General features: G+C 64.1%; 15 protein-coding genes. 11 read left to right on the top strand and 4 right to left on the bottom strand.

What is annotated here, in order from left to right:
- The first annotated feature begins 53 nt into the window (after positions 1-53).
- Positions 54-1,283 carry a beta-ketoacyl-ACP synthase I gene (gene fabB / locus BMZ35_RS00345; protein WP_093089972.1) on the top strand — a complete coding sequence of 410 codons (1,230 nt, stop codon included), beginning with the start codon at positions 54-56 and terminating at the stop codon, positions 1,281-1,283.
- Positions 1,284-1,290: 7 nt separating this feature from the next.
- Positions 1,291-2,082, top strand: coding sequence for an enoyl-ACP reductase FabI (locus BMZ35_RS00350; protein WP_093089973.1), 792 nt, complete (start codon positions 1,291-1,293; stop codon positions 2,080-2,082).
- An 82-nt stretch (positions 2,083-2,164) separates the two neighbouring features.
- Here the strand turns inward: BMZ35_RS00350 and BMZ35_RS00355 are convergent, their stop codons facing one another.
- Positions 2,165-3,220: an NAD(P)H-dependent flavin oxidoreductase gene (locus BMZ35_RS00355; protein ID WP_093089974.1), complete on the bottom strand. Its 1,056-nt coding sequence runs from the start codon at positions 3,218-3,220 to the stop codon at positions 2,165-2,167.
- A 98-nt stretch (positions 3,221-3,318) separates the two neighbouring features.
- Complete coding sequence (locus tag BMZ35_RS00360) at positions 3,319-3,747, bottom strand: FKBP-type peptidyl-prolyl cis-trans isomerase (protein ID WP_093089975.1); 429 nt, start codon at positions 3,745-3,747, stop codon at positions 3,319-3,321.
- A gap of 142 nt (positions 3,748-3,889) precedes the next feature.
- Here BMZ35_RS00360 and BMZ35_RS00365 point away from each other — a divergent pair, with 142 nt between their 5' ends.
- The 9 genes from BMZ35_RS00365 (at position 3,890) to BMZ35_RS00405 (ending at position 13,143) form a co-directional block, all read left to right on the top strand.
- Positions 3,890-4,576 (top strand): haloacid dehalogenase type II, encoded by a 687-nt coding sequence (locus tag BMZ35_RS00365; RefSeq protein ID WP_093089976.1) that lies wholly within the window; start codon positions 3,890-3,892, stop codon positions 4,574-4,576.
- Complete coding sequence (locus BMZ35_RS00370; protein WP_093089977.1) at positions 4,576-5,409, top strand: alpha/beta fold hydrolase; 834 nt, start codon at positions 4,576-4,578, stop codon at positions 5,407-5,409. The genes BMZ35_RS00365 and BMZ35_RS00370 overlap by 1 nt, the downstream gene beginning before the upstream one ends.
- A gap of 3 nt (positions 5,410-5,412) precedes the next feature.
- Entirely contained in the window at positions 5,413-6,387 is a 975-nt protein-coding gene (locus BMZ35_RS00375; RefSeq protein WP_093089978.1) for a threonine ammonia-lyase, read from the top strand.
- Between the two features lie 178 nt (positions 6,388-6,565).
- Positions 6,566-7,759: an endonuclease/exonuclease/phosphatase family protein gene (locus BMZ35_RS00380; RefSeq protein WP_093089979.1), complete on the top strand. Its 1,194-nt coding sequence runs from the start codon at positions 6,566-6,568 to the stop codon at positions 7,757-7,759.
- A gap of 2 nt (positions 7,760-7,761) precedes the next feature.
- Positions 7,762-8,550: a 3-oxoadipate enol-lactonase gene (pcaD, locus tag BMZ35_RS00385; RefSeq protein ID WP_093089980.1), complete on the top strand. Its 789-nt coding sequence runs from the start codon at positions 7,762-7,764 to the stop codon at positions 8,548-8,550.
- Complete coding sequence (locus BMZ35_RS00390) at positions 8,543-9,253, top strand: alpha/beta fold hydrolase (RefSeq protein WP_093089981.1); 711 nt, start codon at positions 8,543-8,545, stop codon at positions 9,251-9,253. The genes pcaD and BMZ35_RS00390 overlap by 8 nt, the downstream gene beginning before the upstream one ends.
- Positions 9,254-9,256: 3 nt before the next feature.
- Complete coding sequence (locus BMZ35_RS00395) at positions 9,257-10,582, top strand: lyase family protein (protein ID WP_093089982.1); 1,326 nt, start codon at positions 9,257-9,259, stop codon at positions 10,580-10,582.
- Positions 10,583-10,768: 186 nt separating this feature from the next.
- The gene (locus BMZ35_RS00400; RefSeq protein ID WP_093089983.1) at positions 10,769-11,971 is read left to right on the top strand and encodes a TCR/Tet family MFS transporter; all 1,203 of its coding nucleotides are present in this window, start codon (positions 10,769-10,771) and stop codon (positions 11,969-11,971) included.
- An 89-nt stretch (positions 11,972-12,060) separates the two neighbouring features.
- A complete protein-coding gene (locus BMZ35_RS00405; RefSeq protein WP_093089984.1) occupies positions 12,061-13,143 on the top strand; it encodes a Zn-dependent alcohol dehydrogenase in 1,083 nt (360 codons plus the stop codon).
- A gap of 187 nt (positions 13,144-13,330) precedes the next feature.
- Here BMZ35_RS00405 and BMZ35_RS00410 read toward each other — a convergent pair whose 3' ends face one another.
- Together BMZ35_RS00410 and BMZ35_RS00415 are read right to left on the bottom strand one after the other, a co-directional pair.
- A complete protein-coding gene (locus BMZ35_RS00410; RefSeq protein WP_131814301.1) occupies positions 13,331-13,723 on the bottom strand; it encodes a GFA family protein in 393 nt (130 codons plus the stop codon).
- 56 nt (positions 13,724-13,779) lie between these two features.
- On the bottom strand, positions 13,780-15,705 hold the full coding sequence (locus tag BMZ35_RS00415) for an FAD-dependent monooxygenase (protein WP_093089986.1): 1,926 nt from the start codon (positions 15,703-15,705) through the stop codon (positions 13,780-13,782).
- Positions 15,706-15,779: the final 74 nt, after the last annotated feature.

The following is a 15,779-nucleotide window of genomic DNA, read 5'->3' on the forward strand; positions in this document are numbered from 1 at the left end:
CACCCCTGCCCCCCAACCCCTAGTAAGGCAACAACAGCTAAGGGAGTGCACGTATGCGTCGTGTCGTCGTCACCGGACTGGGCATTGTCTCGTCCATCGGAAACAACGCCGAAGAGGTCACCGCCTCGCTCAAGGCCGGTAAATCCGGCATCGTGGCCAGCCCGGACATGGCCGAGCACGGGTTCCGCAGCCAGATCGCCGGGACCCTCAAGATCGATCCCAAGGAACATATCGACAAGCGCGCGCTGCGTTTCATGGGCGATGGTGCGGCCTATGCCCATATCGCCATGCAACAGGCGATTGCCGATGCGGGCCTCACCGAGGACCAGATCGTCAACGAACGCACCGGCCTTGTCGCAGGCTCGGGCGGCCCGTCGACCAGCGCCATGCTGACCGCGCACCAGACCGTGCTGAAATCCGGCGCGACCAAGCGCATCGGCCCGTTTGCCGTGCCGAAATGCATGTCGTCCACGATCTCGGCCAACCTCGCGACCGCCTTCAAGATCAAGGGCATCAACTATTCCATCACATCCGCCTGCTCGACCTCGCTGCACTGCATCGGCAATGCCGCCGAACAGATCATGATGGGCAAACAGGACGTGATGTTCGCCGGGGGCGGTGAAGAGCTCGACTGGACCCTCTCGTGCCTCTTTGACGCGATGGGCGCCATGTCCTCGAAATACAACGACACGCCCGAAAAAGCCTCGCGTGCCTTTGACGAAACCCGCGACGGGTTCGTGATTTCGGGCGGCGGCGGCATCGTGGTGCTGGAAGATCTCGATCATGCGCTGGCACGCGGCGCCAAGATCTATGCCGAAGTGACCGGCTTCGCCGCAACCTCGGACGGGCATGACATGGTCGCACCCTCCGGCGAAGGCGGCGAACGCGCCATGCGGCTGGCCACGGCCAGCCTGCCCGAGGGGCGCACCGTCAGCTACATCAATGCCCACGGCACCTCGACCCCGGTTGGCGACGTGGGCGAGGTCGAAGCCGTGCGCCGCGTCTTTGGAGAGGGCAACACACCGCCGATCTCCTCGACCAAATCCATGACCGGCCACGCACAGGGCGCCGCGGGCGCGCTCGAAGCGATCTTCTGTCTCCTGATGCTCGATGGCGATTTCATCACGCCGTCAATCAACGTGGAAACACTGGATCCGGCCATCAACCCGGACGAGATCGCAACCGAACTGGTCGAGAATGCAGGTCTGGACACGGTGATGACCAACAGCTTCGGCTTTGGTGGGACCAACGGCTCGATGCTCCTGTCGAAATACAAGGGATAAGCGCACCATGACCATTTCAATGAAGGGCAAACGTGGCCTGATCATGGGCGTCGCCAACGAACGCTCGATTGCCTGGGGCATTGCCAAGGCCATGCACGAAGCCGGGGCCGAACTGGCCTTCACCTACCAGGGCGAAGCCTTTGGCAAACGGGTCGAACCTCTGGCCGCAAGCCTCGACAGCGATTTCCTTGTCGATGTCGACGTAACCGACGACGCCTCGCTGGATGCCGCGTTTGAGCAACTGGCCGCGAAATGGCCAACCATCGACTTTGTCGTGCACGCGATCGCCTATTCCGACAAGAACGAGCTCACGGGGCGTTTTGTCGATACCTCGCGCGAAAACTTCAAGAACTCGCTTGATATCTCCTGTTATTCGCTGATCGAAGTGGCGCGCCGCGCGCATCCGATGATGCAGGAAAACGGCGGCACGATCCTGACCCTGACCTATTCGGGTTCGAACCGCGTCACCCCGTTCTACAACGTCATGGGTGTTGCCAAGGCCGCTTTGGAAAGCGCGACGCGTTATCTGGCCAATGATCTTGGCCCCGACGGTATCCGCGTCAACGCCATCTCGCCGGGTCCGATGAAAACCCTCGCCGGCGCGGTGATCGGCGGTGCGCGCAAGACTTATAAGCACACCGACCAGAACGCCCCCCTGCGCGCCAACGCGACGCTCGAAGCGATCGGCGGAACCGCGGTCTACCTCGCATCCGATGCCGGTGTCTGTACGTCGGGCGAGATCATCCGCGTCGATGGCGGGTATCACGTGCTCGGCATGCCGCAGCCCGAAAACCTCTGAGGCTGGAAGGGGGCGCTGCCCCCGCCGCCGCGATGCGGCGACTCCCCCGGGGTATTTTTGGAAAAAGAAAGATAAAAAGGGCTCAGCCCTGCCCCGCGGCGCGCCATTCCGTGGCGATGTCCGCAAGGATTGCAGCGGCCTCCCCGTGCCGGGTCCGGGCCACGCCTGTTCCGGCCCAATGCGCCCCATAGCCGTGTTCGCCCTGCGCCTTGGCAACGCCATGCAGCGCCTTGCCCGCATCATAGGTGACCGGGTAATCCGGCACGCCGTCCCGCCCTGCCCCCCATTCTGTAAAGCGGTTTTGCAGACAGCGCGCAGGCCGACCTGAAATCGCCTTGGTGAGCACGGGCGGCTGGCTGTGCAGTGCGCGCAGCGCCGCGCGATACCCGGCATCGGCCGCCGATTCCGTGCAGTCGAGGAAGGCCGTACCCAATTGTGCCGCCACCGCGCCAAGCCCCATCACGCGCGCCACATCAGCGCCCGTCATCAGACCCCCGGCAGCGATCACCGGCAGGCCAATCCCCGCCACGAGTCGCGTGACCAGCGCATCGGTTGTCAGCGCCTCATCCGGTGCGTCGGGGTCAAACATGCCGCGATGCCCCCCGGCTTCGATCCCCTGCGCGACCACCGCGTCCACCCCGGCCCGCTCGGCAGCGTGGGCCTCGTCAAGGGACGTGGCAGAGGCCAGCACGAGATTGCCCGCTTCCTTCAGGCCCTTGATCCACGCGGGATCGGGCAGCCCAAAATGCAGGCTCACCACCCCCGGTTTCTCGTCGAGCACCATGTCGTACATCGCCGGGTCCGCCACGAAAGAGGTGTAGATTTCATGAAGACGGTCCGGTGGGCTTGCCCCGAAACGGGCAAACTCCGGTGCCAGCGCCTGCAACCACGCCGCCTCGCTTCCAGCATCGCGCCGGGCCGGGTCGTGGCAAAAGAAATTGGCGTTGAACGGGCGGGCGGTCAGCCCCCGTGTTTCGCGGATCATGGCCCGCGCCGCGTCTACTCCTGCAGCCCCGAGGCCCAATGCCCCCAATCCCCCCGCGTTGCTGACGGCGGCAGCCATGGCCGGGGTCGACACGCCCGCCATGGGCGCCTGAAAGATCGGCCAACGCAGGCCCAGTTGCGCAATGATGTCCATGTCATCCTCCTGATCAGGCGCAAGCTAACACCCTGACCCAAAAAGAAAAGCCCGCCAGTTAATGGCGGGCCTTTGCAAGTTTCATTGACCGGAAGGTTTTAGTTGATCGAGACCAGTTCGATCGCAAAGGTCAGATCCTTGCCCGCCAGCATGTGGTTGGCGTCCAGCGTCACGGTTTCTTCGGTGATCGCGGCCACCGTCACCGGCACGACCTGCCCCGTGGGGGCCTGCATCTGCAATTGCAGACCTACTTCCAGCGGGATTTCCGCCGGGATGTCGGCGCGCGGCACGTCCTGAATGGCGCCTTCGTGGCGTGGGCCATAGGCCTGATCACAGGGGATTTCGGTGGTCTTCTTGTCACCCACAGCCATACCATCCACGGCCGCGTCAAAGCCGGGGATCACTTGACCGGAGCCCAGCGTGAATTCCAGCGGGTCGCGGCCCTCGGAACTGTCGAAAACCGACCCGTCGCTCAGCGTGCCAGTGTAGTGAATACGGACCGTATCGCCCGATTTTGCGGCTGTCATGAAATGTCCAATCTCTCAGCGTTTTCCGATCCGGTGATCGGCTTGAGGGTCGCAATCTAGCGGCACCACGCCGGAATGACAAACGCCCCTTTTCCCGCGCTCCAAATCCTGCCAAGCTCGGGTCCGAGCGAGGGAGGACACCATGCCCATCACCACCTGTATCTTCGATGCCTATGGCACGCTTTTCGACGTGGCCGCCGCCGCCCGCGAGGCCGCCGCCGAGCCGGGGCGCGAGATTTTTGCCGAACACTGGCCGCGCGTTGCGCAGGACTGGCGGCTGAAACAGTTGCAATACACCTGGCTGCGCGCCGTCGCCGATGCCCATACCGATTTCTGGGAGGTCACACAGAACGGCCTTGATTGGGCGCTCGAGGCCAGCGGGCTTGAAGGCGACCCCGAGCTGCGCGAACGCCTGTTGCAGCTTTACTGGGAACTGTCCGCCTATCCCGAAGTGCCCCAGATGCTGGCCGACTTGAAGGCACAGGGCATGAACACCGCGATCCTGTCCAACGGCTCGCCCTCGATGCTCAACGGCGCGGTCGACTCTGCCGGGATCGGCGCGCTGCTGGACGACGTGCTGAGCGTTGAGGATGTCGGCATCTTCAAACCCGCCGCCTCCGTCTATGAGCTTGTGTTGAAACGCTTCAACTGTGCGCCAGACAACGTGCTCTTTGTGAGCTCCAACGGCTGGGATGCCGCCTGCGCCACAGGCTTTGGCTTTACCACCGCCTGGGTCAACCGCGCGGGCGAGCCCATCGACCGCCTTCCCTGGACGCCCCAAATCGTGCTGACCGACCTCACCGGCATCCCCGAGGAGACCAACCGCTAATGCCTCAATTCACCAGCTCTGACGGCCTCTCGCTTTATTATGATGACACCGGCGGCGATGGCCCGGTTGTGCTCTGCCTCTCCGGCCTGACCCGCAACAGCAGCGACTTTGACTATGCCATGCCCGCCCTCTCCGACGCGCGCGTGATCCGCATGGATTATCGCGGGCGCGGCCAGTCGGACTGGGCCGAGGATTTCTCAACCTACAACGTGCCGCGCGAAGCGCAGGACGCACTGGAATTGCTCGATCACCTCGGGATCAATCAAGCCGCCATCCTTGGCACGTCGCGCGGCGGGCTGATCGCGCTGACACTGGCCGTGATGGCGCGCGACCGCCTCACCGGTGTCTGTTTCAACGATGTCGGCCCGGTGATCGAGGTTGATGGGCTGGCTGTGGTGCTCGATTTCGTGGGCCGCAACCCGGTCTGGAAAACCCATTCCGAGGCCGAAGCCGCAATTGGCAGCCGCATGGCCGGGTTCGCGAACGTGCCGCAATCGCGCTGGCGCGAAGAGGTGGAAAAGCATTTCATCGCCACCGGGGATGGCCTCAGGATCAACTACGATCCGAAACTGCGCGATGCCACGCTCGCCGCCTTTGATCCCAGCGCCGAAGCGCCCGATCTCTGGCCTCTCTATGACGCCCTGCGCGGCCTGCCGCTGGCGGCCATTCGCGGCGCCAACTCCGACATCATGAGCGCGTCCACCCTGGCCGAGATGCAAAACCGTCTGCCCCTGCGCGCCGCGACCATCCTCGATCGCGGCCATGTGCCCTTCCTTGACGAACCAGACGCGGTGGCGCTTTTGCGCGACTGGGTCAACGACCTGAAAGCCTGAGAGATGAATATCGACATGATCCGCGCCGCCGCCCAGCGGCTTGAGGGCCACGCACGGCGCACGCCCCTGCTCTCGTCTCCCTTCCTTGACGAAATCGCCGGACGGCGCGTTCTGGTCAAACCGGAATGCCTGCAACATACCGGCTCGTTCAAGTTTCGCGGCGGCTGGTCGGCGGTCTCTGCGCTTGATCCCGAGACCCGCAAACGCGGCGTGATCGCCTTTTCCTCGGGCAATCATGCCCAGGGCGTGGCCCTCGCTGCCGCCCAGCACGGTGCGCCCGCGGTGATCATCATGCCCAATGACGCACCCCAGCTCAAAATCGACAACACCCGCGCGCTGGGGGCCGAGGTCGTGCTCTACGACCGTCCCGGCGGCGAAAGCCGCGAGGCGGTGGGTGACAGGATTTCCAGCGAACGGGGCCTCACCCTGATCCGCCCTTATGACGAACCGCAAGTGATCGCCGGACAGGGCACCACCGGGCTTGAGATTGCCGAACAGGCCCGCGCCGAAGGGGTCGAGACGGGCGACGTTCTGATCTGCTGCGGCGGCGGCGGGCTGACCTCCGGCATCGCGATGGCTCTGGAAGCGGATGCGCCCGGCCTGCGCGCACGGCCTGTGGAACCCGAAGGCTTTGACGACGTGGCCCGCTCGCTGATCTCGGGCGGGATCGAAACCAACAACCGCCAATCGGGCAGCCTGTGTGACGCCATCATCACGCCTTCGCCGGGCGAGATCACCTTCCCGATCATGTCCCGCCTCTGCGGCCCCGGCCTTGTCGTGACCGAGGAAGAAGCGCTCCGCGCCGTGGCTCTCGCCTTCAAACGCCTCAAGATCGTTGTTGAACCCGGCGGCGCCGTGGCGCTGGCCGCTGCGCTGTTCCATGCAGACAAGATCGAAGGCGACGCGGTGATCGCGGTTTGTACGGGCGGCAATGTCGACGCCGATCTCTTTGCCGACACGATCACGAAATACGACTAGGATCGCGCCCGACCCCGAGGGTGGGCGCCTCTCTAAACCATGACACGGTGGCTAAATCGGCCATGCCATCCAGCCACCGAAACAAGCCAATCAAATCGCGCCCGCCCTTGGGGGCGGGGTCGGGCGCGATCCGGATCGCAAGCGATCCGGGGCATCAAGCCCTCAGAGGAGGACTAAAATGACCCGCTTCACAATCGCCTCTTTCAACGTCAAGAACCTGATCGGCCCCGACCGCGAATATTACGAGTTCCAGACCTACACCCCCGAAGAATACGCCTGGAAAGAAGACTGGACCGCCAACCAGATTTTCTCGATGAACGCCGACATCATCGGCTTTCAGGAAATCTTCGAAGAAGAGTCGCTGCGCGATGTGATTGCCGAAGCCGACCGCGTCGGCATCGCCTCCAACGATGCGGTGTTGCCGTCAAAATCCAAGAGCTACCGGAAAAAGGCGATCTTTCGCAAACTGGGCTATGATCCCTACACTGACGCCACCCTCGCCTTTGCCCCCAACGCCAACGACACCGGCCTCCCCGGTCAGCGCCGCCCCGGTTTAGCGATCCTGTCGCGCTTTGGCTTTGCCGAACCGCCCGAAATCATTCAGGACCTGCCCGAACCGCTCGACATCCCGTTCCGCGAATTGACCGGCGAGGACGCGGGGTTCTACCGCATGACCCGCCTCTCCCGCCCGATCCAGAAGGCGCGTATCCCCGTGGGCAACACCACGATCACCGTCTTCAACTGCCACCTGAAATCCAAGCTGGGCGAATATCTCAAACCCGCCGGGGCTGACTATGCCCCAGAGGCCGATCTCACCCGCTATGATCCCGTGGGCCGCGCCATGGGGGCCTTGCGCGCCGCCGTGCGTCGCATGGCCGAAGCCTGGGTGCTGCGCCGCGCCATCGTGGCCGAGTTGCAAAAGGGACGCCCGGTTATGGTGCTGGGCGATTTCAACGATGGCGAACACGCGGTCAGCAGTGAAATCATCTCGGGCGAAGTCCCGTTCCGCAACTACGCATGGATGCTGCGCCACGACGCCCGCGACCGCGACGACCGCTACTCCAAAGAGGAAAACACCCAGATCACCGGTGCCGTCAAAGCAACGCGCCTGACAAGCGCCGAACAGCTCTTCGTTCAGAGATCCATGCGCGACATGGTCTATACTTCGGCCTTTGCCGGTGTCTATGAAAGCATCGACCAAATATATTTGTCCCGCCATTTCCACCCCGAGAACGACAAGCGCCTTGGCGAGATGGAGTATTTCAGCGTATTCAACGACCACCTGACCGATGGCAGCCACGCAGAGGCCCCCTATAACAAACTGGCCAGCGACCACGGACAAATCATGGCGCATATAAAACTGGGAGAGTGACCATGCAGATTGCCGACCTCGACGGCACCCGCCTGCACTATCGCATCGACGGCGACCCATCGGGCGCGCCGCTCCTGTTCATCAATTCGCTCGGCACCGATTTCCGGCTCTGGGATCCGATCCTGCCCCATCTGCCGCCGGGCCTGCGCATCATCCGCTATGACAAGCGTGGCCACGGGCTTTCCGATTGCCCGCCCGCGCCCTATGCCATGGGCACTCTGGTGCGGGACGCCGAACAATTGCTCGAACTGCTCGACGTGAAAGACGCCATGGTCGTAGGCCTGTCGATCGGCGGCATGATCGCGCAAGGTTTGGCGGTCAAACGGCTCGACCTCGTGCGCGCGCTGGTGCTCTCGAACACCGGGGCCAAGATCGGAACCCGCGACCTCTGGGATGAACGCATCGCCACAGCCCGCGAAAACGGAGTCGCGGCGCTGGCCCAGGGCACCATGGAACGCTGGTTCTCCCGCGATTACCTCACCCGCCCAGAGTTATCCCTCTGGCGCAACATGTTCGAACGCACGCCCCTCGAGGGTTTCACCGGCTGCGCCGCCGCCATCAAGGGCACCGATTTCTACACGCCCACTTCCGGCCTGCGCCTACCCACGCTGGGCATTGCAGGCTCCGAAGACGGCGGCACACCCCCAGATCTGGTACGCGAAACCGTCGACCTGATCCCCGGCTCGCGCTTTGAATTGATCCGTCGCGCCGGGCACCTGCCTTGCGTCGAAAAACCCCAAGCCTACGCCGCCCTGCTTACCGATTTCCTCAAGGAGACCGGCCATGTCTGACATCCTTCTCGTGCACGGCTCCTGTCACGGCGCATGGTGCTGGCGCGACCTTGAACCCGAACTCGAAGCGCTCGGACACACTGCCCGCAGCATCGACATGCCCAGCCACGGCGCTGATCCCACGCCTGTGGGCGACGTCACCCTCGACGCTTGCGCCCAAGCGGTTGTCGATGCCTTGGGGGAGGACACCATAGTTGTCGGCCACAGCTGGGGCGGCTTCCCGATCAGCCGTGCCGCCGACCTCGCACCGGGGCGCATCGCCCGCCTGATCTATCTCTGCGCCTATGCCCCGTGGGACGGCTATTCGCTGGCCGACATGCGCCGCGCCGCGCCCCGCCAACCGCTGATGCACGCTGTCATGCGAGCCCCTGACGGAAAAAGCTTCTCCATCGACCCGACCCAGACAGGCGCGGTGTTCTATCACGACTGTCCTGACGGCACGACCGAATTCGCCAACATGCGCCTCTGTCCACAGGCGATCCTGCCCCAGGAGACCCCGATCACCCTTGGCGCGGGCCACGCCACGGTGTGCAAAAGCTATATCCGCTGCATGGATGACCGCACCATCCCGCCGGAATTCCAGGTCACGATGACCGAAAGCTGGCCGCCCGAGGACGTCTTTGAAATGCGGACCAGCCACTCGCCCTTCTTTGCCGACCCCAAGGGCCTCGCCGCCCTCATTGACCAGATCATACGAGGATAATTCATGGCCGGTTCCGTCTTTGACAGCCCGATGTTTGCGCGCCTTTTCCCCACTGGCGAAGCAGGCCGCCTTTTCTCAGACAGCGCCGAAGTGCGCGCCATGCTGCTGGTCGAGGGCATGCTGGCCAAGGTACAGGGCGAACTGGGGGTAATCCCCCAGGACAGCGCCTTCTTCATTCAGCGCAGCGCCATGGAAGTGCAGATCGACCCGGCCGGGCTGGCCGACGAAACCGGACAAAACGGCGTCAGCGTGCCGGGGCTGGTCGCCGCCTTCCGCAAGGCGATGGAAGCCCCCGAACACAGCCAGTACATCCACTGGGGCGCGACGTCCCAGGACATCATCGACACGGGCCTGATGCTGCGCCTGCGTCAGTTGCTGACACTGGCCGAGGCCGACCTCAAAGCAATCCTGACCACGCTGGGGCAACTGGCCGACACCCATGCAGACACCCCGATGGCCGCACGCACATGGGGCCAGCACGCCACCGTGACCAGCTTTGGCGCACAGGCCGCCGAATGGGGCGCGCCACTTCTGGAACTGCTCGGCGAATTGCCCGCCCTGCGCGCCGGGTCCCTCTGGATATCGCTCTCGGGCGCAGCTGGCACGTCGGGCGCGCTTGGCCCCAAAGCCGATGAAACCCGCGCCGCGCTGGCCAAAACGCTCAACCTCACTGACCCGGGGCGCAGCTGGCACGTCGACCGCACGCCGGTGCTGCGCATTGCCACGTGGCTTGCGCGGATCAACACCGCCCTTGGCAAGCTTGGCGCCGATCTACTCAGCCTTACCCAAAGCGGCATTGCCGAGGTGTCGCTCGGCCCTGCCGGGGCGTCCTCGACCATGCCCCAGAAACAGAACCCGGTGGCCCCCTCGGCCCTCGTGGCGCTGGCGCGCCAATCCGCCAGCCTCATGGCCACGCTTCAGGGCGGCGCCCTGCAAACCCATCAACGCGACGGCGCGGCATGGTTCGCCGAATGGCTCTCCCTGCCCCAGCTCTGCCTTGGCGCTGCCTCCGCCCTCACCATTGCCCGCAACACCAGCGAAAGCCTGTCACCGAACACGGATGTGATAACTTCCACGGCAGATAACCCGCTCGGCCTGATCCATGCCGAGGCGCTTTCTTTTGCGCTGGCCACACAGATGCCCCGCCCCGACGCGCAGGCCGCCACCAAGGCGCTCTGCCGCGAAGCGGGCGAAACGCAAACCCCTCTGCAAACCCTCGTCTCCCGCGATTTTCCGCAGGTCGACATGACCTTGCTTCATGCTGACACCCAGATGGGACAAGCCCCCATGCTCGCCCGCATCTTTGCCCGCAACGTCGCCGCGCTTTGAATCCACGTGACATGGGTATTTGGAACCATTGAGAAAAAGAAGCGCACCCCGCTCTTCATCTTGCCCCAAATACTCGAATGCCTCCTTGTCAGGTACCGCAACGGCATGAGGGTCTTTTCCGGTTTTCCACCGTTGACCCGCCCCTGATTTCGTGCCCCTCTCTGCGAGCTTTTTGCCGGAGTCCCGATGTTCGCCCGCCTGCCCGTCCTTGTCATTCTTGTCACCGTGGTGATCGACGCCATGGGCATCGGGCTGATCCTGCCGGTCATGCCCGACCTGATCCGCGAGATAACGGGCGGTGATCTGGCCGAGGCGGCGATCTGGGGCGGCATTCTTGCGACCGTTTTCGCCGTGATGCAGTTCCTCTGCGGCCCGCTTCTGGGCAGCCTGTCGGACCGTTTCGGGCGCCGTCCTGTCCTGCTGGTCTCACTTGCGGTGATGTCTGCCGATTACGTGGTCATGGCGCTGGCCGGGTCGATCTGGCTTCTCGTTCTGGGCCGCATCGTCGCTGGAATCACCGCCGCCACCCATGCCACCGCGCTGGCCTACATGGCCGACATCTCTAAACCCCACGAAAAAGCGCGTGCCTTCGGCATCGTTGGTGCCGGTTTCGGCATCGGCTTTGTCCTGGGCCCCGTGCTGGGCGGCGTTCTGGCCGAGTTCGGCACCCGCGCGCCTTTCTGGGGCGCCGCGATCCTCGCCGGCGCCAATGCGCTTCTGGGCTGGATGGTGCTGCGCGAAACCGTGACCGACGCTACCCGCCGCGCCTTTACATGGCGCCGCGCCAACCCGCTTGGCTCGCTTGCGGCGCTGGGGAAACTGCCCTCGGTGGGCAAGCTTCTCTGGGTCTTCTTCCTTTATCAGGTCGCCTCAGCGGTCTACCCGGCGGTCTGGCCCTATTTCACCACCGAGCGCTTTGGCTGGTCGCCGGGCATGATCGGTTTCTCGCTGGCCGCCTACGGGCTGGCCTTCGCGCTGGTTCAGGGGTTTGCCATCGGCCCGTCCATCCGCTGGGTCGGCAATCGCTGGACCGTGACCATCGGCCTCGCGATCGAACTGGCAAGCTTTGTCTTTCTCGGCTTTGTCGCATCCGGCCTGCTGCTCCTCGCCGCCATCCCGGTCTTTGCCCTTGGCGCGCTTGGCCTGCCCGCGCTGCAGGCCATCCTGTCACGCCGCGTCGCCGATGATTCTCAGGGCGAATTGCAGGGCGTGCTCGCCTCGCTAACCTCGCTGGCGCATATCCTTGCCCCCCTCGTCATGACCCAGACCTTCGCGCATTTCTCTGGCCCCGACGCCCCGGTTTACCTGCCCGGCGCGCCCTTCCTTGTCTCCGCGGTCCTGATGATCTGCGCCATTGCCGTCTTTCTGCGCTCGCGCCGCGCTACGTGACGTCAAAAACGACACCAGGCGTCTTTTTTGGCTAGCCTTTGAGTCGCCACCCGCCAACTCTGGACGCAGGGAATGAGAGGGAGTGCCCCATGCAAACTATCAAGGCTGCCGTCTGCCATGAATTCGGCCAACCGCTGGTGATCGAAGACATCCAGCTGGCCGACCCGTCTCTGGGTGAAATCGAAGTCACGCTTGATGCCGTGGCGATCTGCCATTCCGACATTTCCTTTGCCGATGGCGCATGGGGCGGCACACTTCCCGCCGTCTACGGCCACGAGGCTGCCGGGCGCATCAGCGCGGTCGGTCCGGGCGTCACCGGGCTTGCCGTTGGGGACTCGGTCATCGTCACCCTGATCCGCGCCTGCGGCTCCTGCCCGGCCTGCGCCGGGGGTCAGCCCACGATCTGCGAAACCCCGGTGGATGGCGACAGCCACCCGCTCAAAACCGCCGATGGCGGCGCCCTGCATCAGGCCATGGCCTGTGGCGCCTTTGCCGAAAAAGTCGTGGTCAGCCACCGCCAGGTGGTCAAGATCAACCCCGACATGCCCAAGGACGCCGCCGCATTGGTAGCCTGCGGCGTGATCACCGGCGTCGGCGCCGTGGTCAACGCGGCCCAGATCCGCGCAGGGCAGGACGTGGTGGTGATCGGCGCCGGTGGCGTGGGTCTCAACGCCATTCAGGGCGCGCGCATCGCAGGGGCACGGCGCATCGTCGCCGTGGACATGTCCGAGGAAAAACTCGCCATTGCCAAGGAGTTCGGCGCGACAGACGGCATCCTCGCCACCGACAAAAAGCCGTGGATCCGCGCCATGCGCGCCATGGGCAAGGGCGCCGATGCGGTGATTGTCACCGTCGGCGCCATCCCCGCCTATGACGACGCCCCCCGCTATCTCGGCCGGGGCGGCAAGGTGATCATGGTCGGCATGCCCCATTCCGGCGCAAAATCATCTTATGAACCCGTGATCCTCGCCGCCGTCGGCCAGGGTATGATCGGCTCCAAGATGGGCGACGTGGTGATCCAGCGTGACATCCCGTGGATGGTTGATCTCTATGAACAGGGCCGCCTGAAACTCGACGAACTGATCTCGGGCCGCTGGTCTCTGGATCAGATCAACGAGGCCATTGCCGACACCAAGACCGGCTCGGCCAAGCGCAACGTCATCATGTTCTAGGGCAGCGCCCGACCGCGGGTGGGCGCACGACCCTATGAACGCAGCACTTTATCTTTCAACCCGCTGCTCCCGTGTCGCTTGGCAACAACGTCGCCAAAAGCGCCCGCCCATGGGGCGGTCGGGCGCTGCCCGGCGCTGCGAAACCGCAGCTTTAATCCGGGCAATTCCAAGGCACCAGCAGGGTGTTCTAATCCGGCTGGTCCCAGGGTTGGGCCGCATCCGGGTAGATCACCTTTTCCGGCCGGTACTCCTCTGGCCGGTCCAGCGACCCCGCATGAACGTAAAGTCGATCGCTCATCCGTGCGCTGCGCCGCAGGATGGGCGATCCGCAATCCGGGCAAAACCCGCTCCATGTCGCCCCACCGGATCCCCCCTGCATCTCGAATTCGCGCATGTCGCCGGTGACCGAGAACGTGTCACGCACCAGCGGCACCATTTCGGAATGCCCTGTTCCCGTCAGTTGCTGGCAATCCCGACAATAACAGCGAAACGCGGGCGCATCCGCGCGCGTGCCCTCGTATCGCACGCCCCCGCATTTGCACTGCCCGGTGATCCGCTCTGAAAAGGTTTTCTGGGTCATTCCACGACAATAAGGCGCGACGTTGATCTTGTCAGCACCCACGCCCGCGCGCTTGATCACCCCGCCTGGCCCACTGGCAGCAGGAACCCGGCAAAGAACGCACTCAGCGCGTCATAGCCATCAAGCGGCAGGACATGCGCGACATATTGATCGGGGCGCACCACCACCATGCAGCCCTGATCCCGGTCGATCCCGCGCATGTCAAAGATATCGCCCAGCCCCTTGTGATCGACACAAAAGACCTTTTCGTGGTCCTGCAGACCAAGCCTGCCCTTGCAGGGTTTCAGCAGCGACGGCATGCCCTCATAGGACAAGGCGTCGAATGTCTGCTGGAACACCGCGCGCAGGTCGATCACCGCGTCGATATCCTCGTTGGCGCGGGTGTGGCGCCGCACGGGCGACGCTGCGTCGGTCTCAAGCCACTTCGCAAGCCGCGCGATTGCGCCCCCGGCCTGCCCGTCATCGCCAGCACCAGCAAAGGCAAAAAGCCGCCAGCGCCCATCGGCTTCGGCCACATGGCCAAGCTGCATCTGCATCGCATCCGCCACCCGCACGACCGGCGCCGAATGGAAGCGGCGGCCAATTTCCTGCCCTGTCGCGAACGCCTGATGGGTTGGTTCCCCGATCAACTCGGACGGGTCATATTTCACGGCCAGCCCCCCTGTGAACTCAAGGTTTTCCTTGAACGCCTGCACGAAACGCGGCTCGTCCCCCGCATCAAGCGCCGATTGGCCCGGCGGTGCCGACATGATCCGCGCCCATTCGTGATCCGTATCGACAAGCCGCTTGGCCTCAAGCCAGCGCTCCGCCGAATAGCTGCGCAGCAGCCGCGCATCCGCCCGCCCCTGGAACACATGCGCCAGTTTCCAGCCAAGGTTGAACGTGTCCTGCATCGACACATTCATGCCCTGCCCGGCCTTGGGGCTGTGGGTATGACAGGCGTCTCCGGCGGTGAACACGCGCGGATTGCGGTCCTCGCCCGGCGCCACGTCGTCAAACCGGTCCGTCAGGCGGTGCCCGATTTCATAGATCGACCACCAGACCACCTCTTTCACGTCGATCGAATAGGGCGCCATGATGCGATTGGCGGCGGCGATCATGTCTTCGCGGGTGAACTTTCGGTCCGCCACGCGCTCGTTTGCGCTCAGCTTGTCCAGCTCCACATACATGCGGAACAGGTATCCCCCTTCGCGCGGCAGGATCAGGATATTGCCCTCGCTGGCCGAACTGATCAGGCATTTCTGGCGCACATCGGGGAAATCCGTGTTCGCAAGGATGTCCATCACCCCCCAGGCCTGGTGCGCCGCATCCCCATGCAGCTCTCCGCCAATGGCCTTGCGCACGTTCGACCGCGCCCCGTCGCAGCCCACCACGTAATTGGCGCGCACGGTCCGGGTCTGACCCCAGTCCACGCCCGTATCCTCAAGCGTCACCGTGACCGGATATTCCTCGGCGTCCGGGTCCACCACCAGATCCCTGACCGCCCAGTTGTAATCCGGTTGCAGCCGCGTCGGCGCGTTTTCCATCACGTCCAGGAACAGCTGGTGAAGCCGCGCCTGGTTGATCAGGATGTGCGGCATCTCGGAGCTGTCATCTGCCACGTCCTGCACCCGCCCAATCCGCTTGATATGGGCCGGGTTCTCGGGGTCCGCCATCCAGAACGCCGTCTGGTTCACCCAGTAGCTTTCGCGCTTGACCGTGTCGGCAAAGCCAAAGGCCTGGAACATCTCCATCGTGCGCGTGTTGATCCCGTCGGCTTTGCCCTTGGTGATATTGCGCGGGTCGCGTTCAACGATCATGGTTTCGATCTCGGGAAACTGCGCCAGCTGCGCGGCAAGGCAAAGCCCCGCCGGCCCGGTCCCCGCAATCAGCACGTCGACCTTTTCAGGCAGCGGTGCAAACGGGTCGCGATCCCGCACTCCCGGCGCGGCGGTCTTGCGGTCGGGGTCTCCCCCACGGAATCCATCAACGTAATATTGCATCCAAACGCCTCCTTGCAGCCCCCGGTCATGCGGGACGCGCAAATTAATAGCTATACTGACTATCTCCTGTCAAG

Origin of the sequence: Shimia aestuarii, from assembly GCF_900114635.1 — a bacterium.
Taxonomy (GTDB): Bacteria; Pseudomonadota; Alphaproteobacteria; order Rhodobacterales; family Rhodobacteraceae; genus Shimia; species Shimia aestuarii.

Bases quoted from the DNA above. Each gene is read 5' to 3' on its own strand.
- BMZ35_RS00410 (WP_131814301.1), bottom strand. From the start codon at position 13,723: ATGACCCAGAAAACCTTTTCAGAGCGGATCACCGGGCAGTGCAAATGC.
- BMZ35_RS00395 (WP_093089982.1), top strand. From the start codon at position 9,257: ATGGCCGGTTCCGTCTTTGACAGCCCGATGTTTGCGCGCCTTTTCCCC.
- BMZ35_RS00355 (WP_093089974.1), bottom strand. From the start codon at position 3,220: ATGGACATCATTGCGCAACTGGGCCTGCGTTGGCCGATCTTTCAGGCG.
- BMZ35_RS00350 (WP_093089973.1), top strand. From the start codon at position 1,291: ATGACCATTTCAATGAAGGGCAAACGTGGCCTGATCATGGGCGTCGCC.
- BMZ35_RS00375 (WP_093089978.1), top strand. From the start codon at position 5,413: ATGAATATCGACATGATCCGCGCCGCCGCCCAGCGGCTTGAGGGCCAC.
- BMZ35_RS00365 (WP_093089976.1), top strand. From the start codon at position 3,890: ATGCCCATCACCACCTGTATCTTCGATGCCTATGGCACGCTTTTCGAC.
- BMZ35_RS00405 (WP_093089984.1), top strand. From the start codon at position 12,061: ATGCAAACTATCAAGGCTGCCGTCTGCCATGAATTCGGCCAACCGCTG.
- BMZ35_RS00380 (WP_093089979.1), top strand. From the start codon at position 6,566: ATGACCCGCTTCACAATCGCCTCTTTCAACGTCAAGAACCTGATCGGC.
- BMZ35_RS00360 (WP_093089975.1), bottom strand. From the start codon at position 3,747: ATGACAGCCGCAAAATCGGGCGATACGGTCCGTATTCACTACACTGGC.
- pcaD (WP_093089980.1), top strand. From the start codon at position 7,762: ATGCAGATTGCCGACCTCGACGGCACCCGCCTGCACTATCGCATCGAC.
- BMZ35_RS00370 (WP_093089977.1), top strand. From the start codon at position 4,576: ATGCCTCAATTCACCAGCTCTGACGGCCTCTCGCTTTATTATGATGAC.
- BMZ35_RS00400 (WP_093089983.1), top strand. From the start codon at position 10,769: ATGTTCGCCCGCCTGCCCGTCCTTGTCATTCTTGTCACCGTGGTGATC.
- fabB (WP_093089972.1), top strand. From the start codon at position 54: ATGCGTCGTGTCGTCGTCACCGGACTGGGCATTGTCTCGTCCATCGGA.
- BMZ35_RS00390 (WP_093089981.1), top strand. From the start codon at position 8,543: ATGTCTGACATCCTTCTCGTGCACGGCTCCTGTCACGGCGCATGGTGC.
- BMZ35_RS00415 (WP_093089986.1), bottom strand. From the start codon at position 15,705: ATGCAATATTACGTTGATGGATTCCGTGGGGGAGACCCCGACCGCAAG.